Annotated in this window: 15 protein-coding genes and 1 tRNA gene; 2 read left to right on the top strand and 14 right to left on the bottom strand. The window is 28.5% G+C overall.

Annotated elements, in window-relative coordinates; genetic code table 11:
* Positions 1 to 44: 44 nt before the first annotated feature.
* From recQ to rbsK, 10 genes are all read right to left on the bottom strand, one after another.
* The gene (recQ, locus tag I2A75_RS13180) at positions 45 to 1,799 is read right to left on the bottom strand and encodes a DNA helicase RecQ (protein WP_195265253.1); all 1,755 of its coding nucleotides are present in this window, start codon (positions 1,797 to 1,799) and stop codon (positions 45 to 47) included.
* Positions 1,800 to 2,166: 367 nt separating this feature from the next.
* Entirely contained in the window at positions 2,167 to 2,589 is a 423-nt protein-coding gene (locus tag I2A75_RS13175; RefSeq protein WP_195265251.1) for a hypothetical protein, read from the bottom strand.
* Positions 2,590 to 2,973: 384 nt separating this feature from the next.
* Complete coding sequence (locus I2A75_RS13170; protein ID WP_195265249.1) at positions 2,974 to 3,897, bottom strand: transketolase family protein; 924 nt, start codon at positions 3,895 to 3,897, stop codon at positions 2,974 to 2,976.
* 12 nt (positions 3,898 to 3,909) lie between these two features.
* Positions 3,910 to 4,722 carry a transketolase gene (locus tag I2A75_RS13165; protein WP_195265246.1) on the bottom strand — a complete coding sequence of 271 codons (813 nt, stop codon included), beginning with the start codon at positions 4,720 to 4,722 and terminating at the stop codon, positions 3,910 to 3,912.
* A 17-nt stretch (positions 4,723 to 4,739) separates the two neighbouring features.
* Positions 4,740 to 5,738, bottom strand: coding sequence for a LacI family DNA-binding transcriptional regulator (locus tag I2A75_RS13160; protein WP_195265244.1), 999 nt, complete (start codon positions 5,736 to 5,738; stop codon positions 4,740 to 4,742).
* Positions 5,739 to 5,811: 73 nt separating this feature from the next.
* On the bottom strand, positions 5,812 to 6,726 hold the full coding sequence (rbsB, locus tag I2A75_RS13155; protein ID WP_195265242.1) for a ribose ABC transporter substrate-binding protein RbsB: 915 nt from the start codon (positions 6,724 to 6,726) through the stop codon (positions 5,812 to 5,814).
* 20 nt (positions 6,727 to 6,746) lie between these two features.
* Positions 6,747 to 7,685, bottom strand: coding sequence for a ribose ABC transporter permease (locus tag I2A75_RS13150; protein ID WP_195265240.1), 939 nt, complete (start codon positions 7,683 to 7,685; stop codon positions 6,747 to 6,749).
* A gap of 16 nt (positions 7,686 to 7,701) precedes the next feature.
* The gene (locus I2A75_RS13145) at positions 7,702 to 9,207 is read right to left on the bottom strand and encodes a sugar ABC transporter ATP-binding protein (protein WP_195265237.1); all 1,506 of its coding nucleotides are present in this window, start codon (positions 9,205 to 9,207) and stop codon (positions 7,702 to 7,704) included.
* Positions 9,208 to 9,224: 17 nt separating this feature from the next.
* Positions 9,225 to 9,620, bottom strand: a complete 396-nt coding sequence (gene rbsD, locus I2A75_RS13140; protein ID WP_195265235.1) for a D-ribose pyranase — start codon at positions 9,618 to 9,620, stop codon at positions 9,225 to 9,227.
* Positions 9,621 to 9,625: 5 nt separating this feature from the next.
* The gene (gene rbsK / locus I2A75_RS13135) at positions 9,626 to 10,555 is read right to left on the bottom strand and encodes a ribokinase (protein ID WP_195265225.1); all 930 of its coding nucleotides are present in this window, start codon (positions 10,553 to 10,555) and stop codon (positions 9,626 to 9,628) included.
* A 192-nt stretch (positions 10,556 to 10,747) separates the two neighbouring features.
* On the opposite strand from rbsK, the gene I2A75_RS13130 reads away from it, so the two are divergent.
* A tRNA-Met gene (locus I2A75_RS13130) sits at positions 10,748 to 10,823 on the top strand.
* A gap of 72 nt (positions 10,824 to 10,895) precedes the next feature.
* On the opposite strand, the gene I2A75_RS13125 is transcribed toward I2A75_RS13130, so the two are convergent.
* Positions 10,896 to 11,741: a hydroxyethylthiazole kinase gene (locus tag I2A75_RS13125; RefSeq protein WP_195265223.1), complete on the bottom strand. Its 846-nt coding sequence runs from the start codon at positions 11,739 to 11,741 to the stop codon at positions 10,896 to 10,898.
* Positions 11,742 to 11,929: 188 nt separating this feature from the next.
* Between I2A75_RS13125 and I2A75_RS13120 the strand changes: the two genes are divergently transcribed.
* The gene (locus I2A75_RS13120; RefSeq protein WP_195265221.1) at positions 11,930 to 12,490 is read left to right on the top strand and encodes an NUDIX hydrolase; all 561 of its coding nucleotides are present in this window, start codon (positions 11,930 to 11,932) and stop codon (positions 12,488 to 12,490) included.
* Between the two features lie 277 nt (positions 12,491 to 12,767).
* Here I2A75_RS13120 and yedF read toward each other — a convergent pair whose 3' ends face one another.
* The 3 genes from yedF to I2A75_RS13105 all read right to left on the bottom strand — a co-directional run bounded on the left by yedF (position 12,768) and on the right by I2A75_RS13105 (position 15,136).
* Positions 12,768 to 13,367, bottom strand: a complete 600-nt coding sequence (yedF, locus tag I2A75_RS13115; RefSeq protein ID WP_195265219.1) for a sulfurtransferase-like selenium metabolism protein YedF — start codon at positions 13,365 to 13,367, stop codon at positions 12,768 to 12,770.
* A gap of 268 nt (positions 13,368 to 13,635) precedes the next feature.
* Complete coding sequence (locus I2A75_RS13110; RefSeq protein ID WP_195265217.1) at positions 13,636 to 14,622, bottom strand: molybdopterin-binding protein; 987 nt, start codon at positions 14,620 to 14,622, stop codon at positions 13,636 to 13,638.
* Between the two features lie 16 nt (positions 14,623 to 14,638).
* Positions 14,639 to 15,136: a molybdopterin-binding protein gene (locus I2A75_RS13105; protein ID WP_195265215.1), complete on the bottom strand. Its 498-nt coding sequence runs from the start codon at positions 15,134 to 15,136 to the stop codon at positions 14,639 to 14,641.
* Positions 15,137 to 15,167: the final 31 nt, after the last annotated feature.

Raw genomic sequence — 15,167 nt, 5'->3', positions numbered from 1 at the left:
TCATTTATTTATTTATTTATTTATTTATTTATTTATTTATTTATTTATTTATTTATTATATTCAAAACCTCATCTCCATACTTTTCAAATTTCTTTTCTCCCATACCTCTGATACTAAGTAATTCATCCTTATCCTTTGGTATTTTATTAGCAAGTTCAATAAGAGTTGAATCTGAAAATATAATATATGGTTTTATTCCTAGTATATTTGCTTTTTCTTTTCTCCATAATTTTAGCTTATTAAATAAATCTTTATTTTCAATTTTTTCTTCAATATCTTCACTTAGCTTACAAATAACTTTTTCTTGAGATTTTAATACTCTTATTGATTTAGGATTTAATTTCAGCATTGAATATGTACCATCTTTTAAATTAACATATCCTAAATCTAATAAAGTTTTGATTAAATCTCTTATAAATTTACTGCTGTATTCCTTCATAATTCCATATGTAGTTAGCCTATCTAAGTTATTTTGAATAATCTTAGGCCCCTTAAATCCTCTTAAAATATCAACTAATACAGAAATCCCGTACTGCTCTCTAGTTCTATATACACAGGATAAAATCATTTGAGCTTCTATTGTAAAATCCCTAAGTTCTTCGTTATTTAAACAGTTGCTACAATTATTACAATATGGCTTTGCATTTTCATCTCCAAAATAATTTAAAATAAAACTTCTATAACATTTATCATATTCACAAAAATCAACCATACTTTGAAGTTTTCTTATTTCAATTTCTTTTCTTGTGTTTCCAACTGTGGTATATATTAAATATTCTAATGTTCTAATATCTTCCCTATTATATAAAAGGTGACATTCTGTTTTTTCTCCATCTCTTCCACCCCTACCTATTTCTTGATAATAGTTTTCAAGGTTCTTACATATAGTGAAATGAATTATATATCTTACATTAGATTTATCTATTCCCATTCCAAAAGCATTTGTTGCAATCATTACATTAAAATTATCTTTTAAAAATTCTTCTTGATAGTAATTTTTTTCATCATCTTTTAATCCACCATGATATTTCGATGCATCTATTCCTCTTTCTTTCAAATAATAATATAAAGCATCAACTTCTTTTCTAGTTGCACAATAAACTATTCCTGAGCTTTCTTCATGATCTCTTATATAATCTTTTACAAACTCCGCTTTATCTTCTTCCTTATGGACACATATTGATAAATTTTCCCTATCAAAACTACCTAAGTACATATATGGATTAATAAGTTCTAAAAGCTTAAAAATATCCTTTCTTACTTCTGTAGTTGCTGTAGCAGTAAATGCAGTAACTACAGGTCTAACGTTTAAACTTTTTATAAAAGGAGCTATAAATGTATAGCTTTTTCTAAAATCATGCCCCCACATAGAAACACAATGTGCTTCATCTATTGCAACTTGACTTATCCAAAGCTTTCTTAATAGCTTATTAAAATATTCACTTTCTAATCTTTCTGGTGCTATATATAAAAGTTTAACTTCTCCATCATAACATCTTTTTAATATTTCCTTTATTTCATCTAAACTTTGAGTACTATTTATATATTCAGCCTCTATACCTATATCATTAATAGAATCAACTTGATCCTTCATTAATGATATTAAAGGAGAAATAACTAAAGTAATTCCATTAAAAATTAAAGCAGGAATTTGATAACAAATTGATTTTCCTCCACCTGTTGGCATAATACAAAGGCTATCTCGCCCTCTTAAAATATTTGATATTATTTCACTTTGCCCTTCTCTAAAGGAGTTATATCCAAAATATTTTTCTAAAACTTCCATTGCTTTATTCATAATGTTACTCACTCCTTTCTCCTTAAAATTCTACCATATTTTCTATTTATTAAAACACTATTTGTTAATTAAAGAGTGAAATTTTCACTTTTCATTAGTCCTTCAGTATTTTGCTATAATATAACAATAGCGAAGGTAAATAATATGTGAAATAAGCATATAGCGAGTAATTAGAAGTACTTGGTGAAAGAAAATCTACTATGTCTTAGTGTTGTTGGTTTGTTTGAGCGTAGTGAGCTTAACCAAAACTCTTGACATAGTAGTTTTTCAAAGCCTAGTACTTCTTTATGTAGCTATTTAGCTTATGGAACATATTATTTATCTTCGCTTTTATATCAGCAAAATAAAGTTAACCTTTACAAAGGCTTTAATTTAGCATTTTAATTATCTTTTCATTTTGTTCTTTTGTTAAATTAAGTTTTTCTGTTATATTTAATAATTTCTCAAATAACTCATTTTCATTTATCATAATTCTTAAATAACTCGTTATGGAATTACTTATTTCTAAAACTCTTTGTAGAACTTCTATTCTATCTTCAGCTTTAAGTTTATTTTGTTCCACAGCTCTATATAATATATAGCCATATACTGAACATAACTCAACATAATCTATTATTTCTTCTGATGATATTTTATTTATCATGCATTCAATTTGTATTGGTGAATACTCTTTATAAATATCATTATTTATATTGAAATGTAATGATGCATTTATAAATTCATCCTTCAGGTCACTTGTTACTTTTTCTTCTAAGTAATTTAAAACTAGTCTATATATTATAACATCCATTACGACTGTCCCCCTAAATAATTCCTCTAATTATAATTTATCATAATTTTGCAAATTTTTAAATTGTATTCTGAAAATTTAAAAATATATTTTTATTTAATCTAAATTTATATTTAATATTAGCAAGAAGTTTAGTTAACTTTAGTTATTTTTGTAGCTTGTCTTAAATAACTTTTTATTTTATATCTAATAAATTAAATTTAATTAATTTATGATTTATTCCTTTAATATGCGATTATGTAATTTCCCTATTATAATTATTTAATGCAATATTAATGATATTATATTTCCCCATGCAATAAAAAAGATACCTATGTAAATTAAGGTATCTTTTCCATTTAAGTAACTTATATAAATGTTAAATTCTTATTTTAACCTTGTATATTAAATAATTTCTTTTACAGCTTTTATTATTTCATCACTTGTTAAACCATATTTTTTCATTAATTCATCAGGAGTTCCTGATTCACCAAATGTATCTTTTATTCCTACTGTTTTAACTATTGTAGGATGATTACTTGTTACAACTTGAGAAACTGTTGCTCCAAGACCACCTATTATTGAATGTTCTTCAGCTGTAACTATTCCTTTTGTTTCTTTTGCAGCTTTTATTATTAATTCTTTATCTATTGGTTTAATAGTAGAAATATTAATAACTCTTGCATTTATTCCTTCTTCTTTTAATTTGTCAGATGCTTCTATAGCTCTTTGAACCATCATTCCAGTTGCAATTATAGCTACATCGTTTCCTTCTCTAAGTTCCACACCTTTTCCTATTTCAAACTTATAGTTATCATCAAATATATCCTCTGTATTGCATCTACCAAATCTTAAATATACTGGTCCTTCAAAGTTTGCTGCTGCTTTTGTAGCTTGCATAGCTTCTCTATGATCTGCTGGTACTATTACAGTCATATTTGGAAGTGCACTCATAAGTGCAATATCTTCAACAGATTGATGTGACCCACCATCTTCTCCAACTGTTATACCTGCATGAGTTGCAGCTATCTTAACATTCATCTTTGGATAGCATATTGAGTTTCTTATAACTTCAAAAGCTCTACCTGTAGCAAATACTGCAAAAGTACTAGCAAATGGTATATTTCCTACATTCGAAAGACCTGCTGCCATTCCCATTAAGTTTTGCTCTGCTATACCTGCATTAAAAAATCTATCTTTAAACATATTTTTAAAATCACATGTTTTCGTTGACTTAGAAAGATCTGCATCAAGAACTACAACTTTATCATTTTCTTTTCCTAATTCAACCAACGCCATTCCATATGATTCTCTTGTTGCCTTACCCATTATAAATCCCTCCTATTTCATGATTTCCATAATAGCTTGTTCTGTTTGTTCTTTATTAGGCGCTTGTCCATGCCAACCTGCTTGATTTTCCATAAAGCTAACACCCTTACCTTTTACTGTTTTAGCTATTATTACTGTTGGTTTGCCTTTTGTTTCTTCTGCATTCTTAAATGCTTTATGTAATTCTTCATAGTCATGTCCATCACATTCAACTACATTAAATCCAAAACCTTTAAATTTTTCATCTAAAGGACTGATTCCCATAACATCTTCATTTTTACCATCTATTTGTAATCCGTTAAAATCAACTATTGCAACTAAATTGTCTAATTTATAATGAGCTGCTGCCATTGATGCTTCCCAAACTAAACCTTCTTGAAGTTCTCCATCTCCTAATACTGCATAAACTCTAGCATTATTATTTTGGGCTTTTAATCCTAACGCCATTCCTACAGCATTAGATATTCCTTGTCCAAGTGATCCTGTTGATACATCAACGCCAGGAACATGTTTAGAATCTGGATGTCCTTGAAGTAATCCACCTGTTTTTCTTAAAGTTTTTAATTCTTCCTTAGGGAAAAATCCTTTTTCAGCTAATACTGAATAAAGTGCTGGAGCTGCATGTCCTTTACTTAATACAAATCTATCTCTTTGCTCCCACTTAGGATTATTTACATCTATATTCATCTTTTCATAATATAAATATGTTACTATATCTGCGCAAGATAATGATCCACCTGGATGTCCAGATTTTGATTCACAAAGCATTTCTATTATGTTTTTTCTAACATTCTTAGAAACAGAAATTAAATTTTCTTTATTCATATTTTACACCACCAAATCTATTTTACTGTTTTTCTTTCTACTAAGTACGGTTTTAAATTAATAATATTTTCTTTCTTATTATTACTTGCAACATCCATTAATAAGTTAAAGGATTCCTTTCCCATATTATAAATAGGCTGTGCAATTGTAGTTAATTCCGGTTCTATATAAGAACAAATTCCTATATTATCATAACCTAATATTCCTATATCTTCTGGCACTTTTAAACCTTTTCTAAGTAGGCATTTTACTCCACCTATTGCCATAATATCACTACTGTAAAATATTGCATCAATATTATTATTTTTCTTTATAAGTCTTTCTGTTGCATTTATTCCCCCTTGTAATGAAATTTCATCTTCTTCTAATAAAAACTCATTAAAAACATTATATTGCTTAGATATTTTTTCGAAGTATCTAAGTCTTGAATTTGAGCTTACTTCATTTTGAGTAGCTCCCACAAAAGCTATTTGCTTATATCCCTTTTTTATTAAATAATCTATACCTATTCTTATGCCCTCTTCATTATCGCAAAAGACACCATTTACATCTTCTACTTCATCAATGTGTCTATCTACAACAACAAATGGTACTTCATTGGACTTTAGCATATTTATAGAATTATTTTTTTTACCGTTTGCTACAATTATTACTCCATCAACTAGTTTGCTTATTAATAATCTTATATACTCTTCTTCCTTCTTGCTGCTATTAAAAGTATTACATAAGATTACACTATATCCTTGCTTTTCTGCTTCTGTTTCAATAGCTTTTGCCATTTCTGCAAAGAATGGATTTTCTATATCTGGAATAATAAAGCCTATAGTATAACTTTTTTTCGTACTTAAACTTCTTGCTAACGAATTTGGTATATAATTTAGTACTTTGGCTGCTTCTAAAATTCTATTTCTTGTTTCTTCTGAAACATTTATATCTTTATTATTTAATACCATCGAAGCTGTAGTTCTAGATACATTTGCATGTTTTGCTATATCTAGAAGAGTTACCTTGCTCATAAATTCCACTCCTTATTGCAGTCTTACATATACGATTATATCATAGTTAATTAATATTTATTTGACAACTTTACTAATAATTTTGATTACTAACAATTTTTAGGTCAGCTGCTATTTCTTTATCTACAGCTTCACCATTATATATTTTTAATGCTAATTCAATTCCTAATGCTCCAATTAAATCTGGTTGTTGTGCTACTGTTGCAACCATCTCACCTTTTTCAACTGCATCTAAAGCATCATCATTTCCATCAAATCCAATAACCATTGCCTTAGCATTACTTGTTCCAATTGCCTTGGCTGCTCCAAGAGCCATCTCATCATTATGTGCAAATACTACTTGTATATCTGAATTACCTTGTAGTATATTTTCCATTACTGATAAACCCTTTTGTCTATCAAAATCCGCTGCTTGACTTGAGACAAACTTAACATTTGCTTTGGCATCTAAGATGCTATGAAAACCTGCCCCTCTATCTCTAGTTGCTGATGCTCCTGGAATACCTTGAAGTTCAACTACATTTATATTTGCTTCAGTTCCAAGTTTCTCTAAAACAAATTCTGCTGCCATAGCTCCACCCTTTATATTATCTGAAGCTATATGACTTGTAACTTCTCCACCATTTGATTGCCTATCTAAAGTAATTACTGGTATATTTGCCTTATTTGCAACCTCTACTGATTTAACAACAGCATCACTATCTGTTGGATTTATTAATAAGGCTACTACACCAAGTTGTATTAAATCTTCTACGTTTGATCTTTCCTTAGCTGGGTCATTTTGTGAATCTAAAACTATTAACTCAAAGCCTAGCTTTTCTGCTTCTTTTTCTGCTCCTTCTTTCATGCTAACAAAGAAAGGATTATTTAAAGTTGATAAAACTATTCCAACCTTCTTGTCATTATTTCTATTTGAGCATCCCATAAAGAAACTCATTGAAATTATGGCTAATAGAGAAAATGCTAATATCTTTTTTATACCTTTCATGTTATCTCCTCCTATTTCAATTATGCTTTCTTTCTGCTCTTTTTATCTAATAATACTGCTATTAAGATAACTAATCCTTTTACTATTGATTGATAGAATGGTGATACATTCATTAAGTTTAATCCATTGTTTAATACTCCTATAATAAGAGCACCTATTAAAGTTCCTGTTATTTTACCTTCTCCACCTGCTAATGATGTACCTCCAATAACAACTGCTGCTATTGCATCTAATTCAAAGCTTGTTCCTGCATTTGGTGAAGCTGATGCTATTCTACTAGTTATAATTACCCCTGCAATTGCTGATGCAAAACCTGAAACTACATATACTAAAGTTTTAATTTTATCTGTGTTTATACCTGATAATCTAGCTGAATCTTCATTTCCACCTAATGCATAAAGATATCTACCAAATCTTGTTTGTGATAAAACATAAATTGCTATTATAGAAACGATTACAGTGATGATAACTGGAATTGGCATGAATCCGATTTTTCCATTACCTATATTAACGAATTTTTCTGGTAACTTAGAAATTGGAGTTCCATTTGTAAATACTAAAGTAGCACCTCTAAATATTGTCATTGTTGCAAGTGTTGCTATAAATGCTTGTAACTTACCTTTTGATATTAAAAGTCCATTTACTAAACCAATTGCTATACCAACTAAAGCTGCAACTACTATTGCTAATGTAACACTTCCTGTTGATTTGATTATTGATGCTGATAATGCTCCACTAATTGCTAAAGTTGACCCAACTGATAAATCTATTCCACCAGTTAAGATAACAAAAGTCATACCTACTGCAATTATTGCATTAACTGAAACTTGTGTAAAAACATTAGTAATGTTTGATAGTGATAAAAATGATGGTGTAACAAATGTGATTATCGCACATAGTAGCACTAATCCTATAAGAGATTTGTATTTAGATGCAGTTTCTTTTATATTAATATTCATAATTGTATCCTCCCAACTATTTATTCATTCCAACAGCTAATTTCATTATGCTTTCTTGTGAAGCTTCTTCTCTTTTTAATTCTCCTGATATTTTTCCTTCACTCATAACAAGAATTCTATCACTTATTCCTAAAACTTCTGGTAAATCTGAAGATATCATTATTATCGCCTTTCCAGATGCTTTAAGTTCATTTAATAATTCGTATATTTCCTTCTTTGCTCCTACATCTATCCCCCTTGTAGGTTCATCAATTATTAATACTTCTGGAGATAACATAAGCCATTTTGCAAGTATAACCTTTTGTTGATTACCTCCACTTAAATTTTTTATTAATTGATCTCTATTCGGTGTTTTTATCTTAATTTTATCTATGTAATAATCAACATCTTTTGTTGCTTTATTTTTATCTATAGCCATCATTTTGCTTTCATATTTTTTTAAATTAGATAAAATCATATTTTCAGCTACAGATAAGCTAAGAACACAGCCTTCTTTTTTTCTATCTTCTGATAAATAGCAAATTCCATTATCTATTGCTTCTTGAATATTTTTTATATCAATTTCTTTTCCTTTAATCTTTATTGTTCCAGAAGTCTTTTTATATTCTCCAAAGATTGTTTTTGCAACTTCTGTTCTTCCAGATCCCATAAGACCAGCTATTCCTAAGATTTCTCCTTCTTTTACGCTGAAACTTATATCTTTTATTCCAACATTTGAATTTAAATTTTCAACTTCTAAAATATCTTTTCCAACCTTTACTTCTCTGTAAGGGAATTGGTCTTCTATTTTTCTCCCAACCATCATTGAAATTAATTTGTCATTATCAATATCTTTAATTAAGGCATTCCCTGCATATTTTCCATCCCTAAGAACTTCAACTCTATCACATATAGCAAATATTTCTTCCATTCTATGAGATATATAAATTATTGCAATTCCTTTTTTCTTTAAGCTGTCTATTACTTTAAATAAATTCTTAGTTTCTACTTCTGTTAAAGCTGTAGTTGGCTCATCCATTATTATTACTCTTGCATTCTTAGTTAAAGCTTTTGCTATTTCTACCATTTGCTTTTCCCCAACATTTAAGCTAGAAACAAGAGTATTTGGATTTATATTTGCACCTATTTGATCTAAGAATAATTTACTTCTTTCTATAAGTTCCTTTTTATTTATTTTCCCAGTAAACTTATGATACTTTTCATTTCCTAAGAATATATTTTCTGCAACTGTTAAGTTATTTAAGACACTCATTTCTTGATGGATAATAGTAACACCATATTCTTCTGCTGATTTTATTCCTTTGATATGTGCTTCTTCTCCATCTATAAATACTTTACCTTCATCTTTTTGATATACTCCACTTAATATCTTCATCAATGTAGACTTACCAGCTCCATTTTCACCCATTAAAGCTGTAACTTCTCCACCATAAGCTGTTATATCAACATTATCTAGGGCCTTAACCCCTGGGAATATCTTTGATACTCCCTCCATTCTTAGCATTGGTATTCTTGTACTCATATAAATACCCTCCTTAACTAAAATACAACTCCTGATTTTAAAATTATATTTGCATACGGTGTTTGTTCACCTGTTCTAACTACTGCCTTACATTCCTTTAAGTTTCTTTTCAATTCTTCATGAGATACAAATGTTATTTTTACATCTCCTATAATTTCTTTTATTTCTTTAAAAAGTTTCGGACTTATATCTTCTGTTTCTTTTGCTAATATTACTTCTTCTATTTGTAGTTCTTCTAATGTTGCTTTTAAAGTTTGCATAAATGTTGGAATTCCATTTATTAATGCTAGGTCTATTCTTTCTGTTTCATTTGGTATTGGTAAACCACAGTCACCAATTGCTAACATATCTGTGTGTCCCATTTTTGATATTACTGAACTTAAATTACTATTTAATAATGATGTCTTTCTCATTAGTATTACTCCTCTCCATAAACCTCTTCCACTTCTTTTAAATATGGTATTGAAGGTTGTGCTCCTTTTCTTTGAACTGCTATTGATGATACCTTATTTCCAAATGTTACTGCTTTTATAAGGTTTTCTTTATTTAGATTTTTCACATCTAACTTTGAACTTAAGCCTCCTATAAAGCTATCTCCTGCAGCTGTTGTATCTATTGCATTTACTTTAAATGCTGGTACTACTTCACTAAATTCTTTTCCTATTACTGCAGCTCCCCTTGATCCTAAAGTTATAATTACAAATTTAACTCCTTTATTTAAGAAAACTTCTGCTGCTTTTTTTGCATCTTCTAAATTTTCTACTTTTATACCAGTTAAAACTTCTGCTTCTGTTTCATTTGGTACTATAATATCTGTTACTTTTAAAAGTTCATCATTTATTTTTTTAGCTGGCGCAGGATTTAGTATTGTTACTTTTCCAAAATCCTTAGCCTTTTTAAATGCTTTAAAAGTAATTTCTTCTGGTGTTTCAAATTGAGATATTAATATATCACTTTCTTTTAATGCTTTTTCTGATTTATTAATTTCTTCTTCATTTATTGTCATATTGGATCCTGGAACAACTATTATTGAATTGTTTCCGTTATCGTTAACCATTATAATTGCCATTCCTGTTGCTTCTTTTTCATCTTCATATATAAAACTTACATCTATATTATCTTCTTTTAATTTATTTTTAAGTATTAAGCCATTATCATCTCTACCTATCTTAGATATCATTACTACTTCTGAGCCACTTCTTTTAGCTGCTACTGCTTGATTTGCTCCCTTTCCACCTGATATCTTTTCAAAAGATTTTGATAAAATAGTTTCTCCTACTTGTGGTATATCCTTAACCTTTAAAACTAAATCCATATTCATGCTTCCAAGTACACATATCTTATTCATAAATCTCTCTCCTAAATAATTATTTTTTAGTAAATCGGTTTACTAAATCGGTTAACTATATAATAAACCATCTGTAAACGTTTTTCAAGTACTTTTTTTAAAAAAATTCTAAAAATTTTTGCATATCTTCCTTTACTTTATGTTATAATAATGATATACTTAATTCACTGACTAAGGTTAGTAACTTAATATCGCGGGATGGAGCAGTTGGCAGCTCGTCGGGCTCATAACCCGAAGGTCGTAGGTTCAAGTCCTGCTCCCGCAACCAAAAAAGCTTTGGATATATCCAAAGCTTTTTAATTTTTATTAATTACTTTTTGATGTTAATATTTTATCTTCTTTATCTTACAAATGAATATTCAACTTTTGCTAATCTATTTAGTTTTTCTGAATTTATATTCTCTATTTCATCTAATAAGTACTCTTTTAACCATATATTTTTTTCAGGTTTTAAGTTCTTTTGTACAGCTATTTTTTCACTTACTGCTATAGTCATAATAGCAACTAAGACGGCTCTAAATATTTGTTCATTATTGCTTGCAGATGCAACCCCTACAGAAATTAATCCACACAATATTGATTCAACACCAAATATATTATTAAACCTTTCTCGCTCACCTTCTAAATAAAACTCACTAAATCCATCAGTTAAATAATAATCTTCACACTGAACTACTGTTATGGTGTTAAATCTTTTTGAAAAACTTCTTAAGCTCACTCTAACCTCTATATTTTCTTTTACCCTTGAACTGGTAAAGTCTTTGTTCTTTAATTTATCATCACTTTGGATTAATACTTTAAATTCCTCTAACTTTCCCTTAACGACGTTTATATTGTATCTATTTATGAATCTTAATGCTATTTCTTTTCTAAAAAACGAAAAATCAACTCCCATTATATCTAAAACTACAGGGATACCTTTTCTTCTTGCTACTCTAATTGCTTTTTCTATTATATCTACTCTTGCTGCATTTAAATCTTCTAAATTAATTAATAGGCAATCACATTTTGAAGTTATATCTGGTGATTCTTCAGTAGAATTACTAAATATTGAGTGACCATTATAGCATAAAATTCCTTGTGCTAGATCTTTTGCTGAAACTGAATTAGAGATACAGTGTATAAGAGGGTTCTTTTTTTTCTGCAAGTTCAAACTCTCGTCTAATGCCCTTATACCAATTTGCATTTTGTATCCTCTCTTACATCCTGAACTTAAATTATGCCGATGTTTCTATTTCATATACTACATCGATATATTTTATTCGACTATATTTTCATATGTTACATATTTATTTTTCTATAGGCTAATAGTTTAATCACATATTTTGTTATATAATTAAAATTAATAAAATTAGTAATTCAAAGGAGAAATTTATGAGTTGGATAGAAGAAATTAAAAGCTATGTACCTTATACTAAACAGGAAATAGCCGATAAAGAAGCAATTTTATATGCAATAAATAATTTTAATAATCTTTTAACTAGGGAAAACCCACTTGCCCATATCACTAGTTCTGGATACATAGTAAATAAAGATAAAACAAAAGTCCTTATGATTTATCATAATATATATAACTCTTGGTCTTGGACTGGTGGCCATGCTGATGGGGATGAAGATTTACTTTACGTTGCTATAAAAGAAGCTAAAGAAGAAACAGGTGTTAAAAATATAAAAGCATTAGATAATAAAATTTTTTCATTAGATGTTTTACCTGTTCCTGCACATATAAAAAAAGGTAAAGAAATCGCTTCTCACCTACATTTATCAGTTGCTTATTTATTAGAAGCTGATGAAAATGATGAACTTTTCATAAAAGAAGATGAAAATAGTGGCGTTAAATGGATTCCAATAGATGAGGTTGGAGTTTACTCAACAGAGCTAGATATGATTAAGCTATATGAAAAATTCAATCAAAAGATTAAACAATTTTATTAAATATAGAAAATAGATAATTCTGTGTAATTATCTATTCTTCACTAAAAATTTTGTGTTTTATTGACAAAAAATCATCACATTGATTTAGACTACACATGACACTTCATCGGTTATATATGCAAAGGTGGTAACGAAACGCGACCCCCTTTATATCTTATTAAATTTACTAATTCCAATAACTTTCTACTATTAAAATATGCAGTTTATAAATAAAATAATGAAAAAATTTTGAAAAATATAAATACAAAGCATTTTCTATTTATCGTAGCTTTTATATTTATAATTTTATAGTATTTCCACTTCTATTCATTAAGTCTATAATTTGATACATATTTCCAATCTCGCCAACTTTAAGCTCGTCCTTTAAGTTATAAAAATCAAGGCATGCTCCACAGCTTATTATGTTTACACCTTTTTCTCTCATAGAATTTAAACTATCTAAAACATCTGACCCAGAACAAGTTAACTTTACTCCACCATTTATGAACATTAAATTTTCTGGTAGCACCTCTGCTTCCGCTAATGTATTAATATATACTTTCATTAGAGTTTCCCCTAATCTATCATCACCATTACCAAGTAAATTTGATGAAACTAATATAGTTGGAGCAACTGTCTGATTAACAATTTCTTCTTTATATACATCTTGATGTATTGTAGTAAATTCGCCCTTTGCTAATTGAATTGTATATAATCCATTTTCTTCTTCAAAACTACTATTTAGCTTTAATCCTTTAGCTAATCTTAATATATTATTTTTAGCAACCTCGTTATCTACTATTACTAAAGTTTCCTTTGAATCTTCTAAGTCAAAATATTTCTTTGTTTTTATAACAGGCATAGGACACGCTAGTCCCTTACAATCTATAACATTCATACTGCCACCTCTTCATTTTATAATTTACCATCTTTATTTTATCTTATACTTTAATTATAGCGCTAATTTTATATATGCTTCAATTAATATTACAAATAATTAAAACTATATGTATATTAAATAGATAAAGAACTTGCTTAAACATAATAGAAAAATTAAAATCGAATATATTATTTAATCTTTAATATAAGTTATCAAACTACTAATTATATGTAGCTAATATCGATTATATAGATATCTTATTAAAATTTGAAATCTTTATTATACCTTATATATAATCGTTAGCAATGCACAAGCCTCCATGACTATAACTTGCTATGTCATACTTAGTTAATTTTTCTCCGGCTAAAACTCTTGGTAATATCACATCAAAAGCAGTGCTTTCTGAAAAAATTACTCCTCCAGGTAATCCTAATATTGGTATGTCTCCTTTATAAGAAATTAGGAACATAGCGCCTGGAAAAATAGGAGTACCATAAGAAATAATTTCTGCTCCAATTTCCCTTATTGCTTTAGGCGTTAAATCATCAGCATCAACAGACATTCCTCCAGTGCAAAGTATCATTTCTGCACCCTTTTCAAGCCAATAATTTATTGCTTCTTTTATTTCTACTAAATTATCTTTTATAATTGTTTGTCCAATAATATCACAACCATATGGATATATCTTCTTTTCTATAACACCTTTAAATGCATCTTGTATTCTTCCATAATACACTTCGTTTCCAGTTGTAACTATTGCAACTTTTTTCGGTTTAATTGGAATAACATTTATTATCTTTTTACTTACAACACTTTGAACTTTAAGTAATTTTTCTTTTTTAATTGCTAATGGGATAACCTTAGTTGCAGCAATTTTATCTCCCTTTTTAACAACTGTATCATTCTTAATAGTTGATAGAATAACTTCATCTATAGAGTTTAATTTAACAAGTAAATCTAAATCTATTTTAAGGAGTCCATCTATAGCAGCAAAGAATTCTATTTTCCCTTCCTTAACTTCTGAAAAAGTCAATCCACTACCTGCACATATATCTTTAAGAAATTCTGCTGCTTCATTTTCATGAACTAAATTTTCATCTTCATCCCATATATAAATATGATCTTTTCCTATTGATAAAAGCTCATCTATATCCTTTTCCTCAATTATATGTCCCTTTTTAAAAGCTACACCTTTAAATTCTCCTGGAACTACTTTAGTAATATCATGGCATAAAGCACATCCTATAGCCTCTCTTACATCTATAACTTTCATATGTTCACCTCTTTTATCATATAACACAATCTTTTATTCTACCAATTACCATTTCTACTCCATATTCAATTGTTCCTAAAGCAAAATCTAAGGATGAAATTAGAAATTTAGGATTCTCTGGTAAATTAACTATTAATGTTTTTTCTCTAATACCAGAAACCCCTCTTGAGAGCATTATATTTTTACTCATTTGCAAATTATAGTATCTTATTCCCTCTGAAATACCACTTACTTCTTTTATAATTATATTTCTTGTTGCCTCTGGAACAATATCTGTTGGGCGACATCCAATTCCTCCGCTTGTTAGTATTAAATCTACTTTCAGTTCATCACTCATATACTTCATTTCATTTTCTATATCTACTTGATTACTTTTTAAAATTTTACATCTTAATATTTGATGCCCTCTATTTTCTAAATATCTTTTAATTATTTTTTCCCTATAATCATCATCTCCCTTTTTATATTCTTTATCATCTACAGTTATCAGCCCTGCTGTTATCATTAATCCCATACCTTTCTTGACTAATTCTCATGTTTTAATT

This window comes from Clostridium sp. 1001275B_160808_H3, from assembly GCF_015550425.1.
GTDB lineage: Bacteria > Bacillota > Clostridia > Clostridiales > Clostridiaceae > Clostridium.
This window is presented reverse-complemented; position numbering and strand designations above follow the sequence as displayed.

Coding starts and splice junctions, on each gene's coding strand:
- recQ (WP_195265253.1), bottom strand. CDS start 1,799: ATGAATAAAGCAATGGAAGTTTTAGAAAAATATTTTGGATATAACTCC.
- I2A75_RS13175 (WP_195265251.1), bottom strand. CDS start 2,589: ATGGATGTTATAATATATAGACTAGTTTTAAATTACTTAGAAGAAAAA.
- I2A75_RS13170 (WP_195265249.1), bottom strand. CDS start 3,897: ATGGGTAAGGCAACAAGAGAATCATATGGAATGGCGTTGGTTGAATTA.
- I2A75_RS13165 (WP_195265246.1), bottom strand. CDS start 4,722: ATGAATAAAGAAAATTTAATTTCTGTTTCTAAGAATGTTAGAAAAAAC.
- I2A75_RS13160 (WP_195265244.1), bottom strand. CDS start 5,738: ATGAGCAAGGTAACTCTTCTAGATATAGCAAAACATGCAAATGTATCT.
- rbsB (WP_195265242.1), bottom strand. CDS start 6,726: ATGAAAGGTATAAAAAAGATATTAGCATTTTCTCTATTAGCCATAATT.
- I2A75_RS13150 (WP_195265240.1), bottom strand. CDS start 7,685: ATGAATATTAATATAAAAGAAACTGCATCTAAATACAAATCTCTTATA.
- I2A75_RS13145 (WP_195265237.1), bottom strand. CDS start 9,207: ATGAGTACAAGAATACCAATGCTAAGAATGGAGGGAGTATCAAAGATA.
- rbsD (WP_195265235.1), bottom strand. CDS start 9,620: ATGAGAAAGACATCATTATTAAATAGTAATTTAAGTTCAGTAATATCA.
- rbsK (WP_195265225.1), bottom strand. CDS start 10,555: ATGAATAAGATATGTGTACTTGGAAGCATGAATATGGATTTAGTTTTA.
- I2A75_RS13125 (WP_195265223.1), bottom strand. CDS start 11,741: ATGCAAATTGGTATAAGGGCATTAGACGAGAGTTTGAACTTGCAGAAA.
- I2A75_RS13120 (WP_195265221.1), top strand. CDS start 11,930: ATGAGTTGGATAGAAGAAATTAAAAGCTATGTACCTTATACTAAACAG.
- yedF (WP_195265219.1), bottom strand. CDS start 13,367: ATGAATGTTATAGATTGTAAGGGACTAGCGTGTCCTATGCCTGTTATA.
- I2A75_RS13110 (WP_195265217.1), bottom strand. CDS start 14,622: ATGAAAGTTATAGATGTAAGAGAGGCTATAGGATGTGCTTTATGCCAT.
- I2A75_RS13105 (WP_195265215.1), bottom strand. CDS start 15,136: ATGGGATTAATGATAACAGCAGGGCTGATAACTGTAGATGATAAAGAA.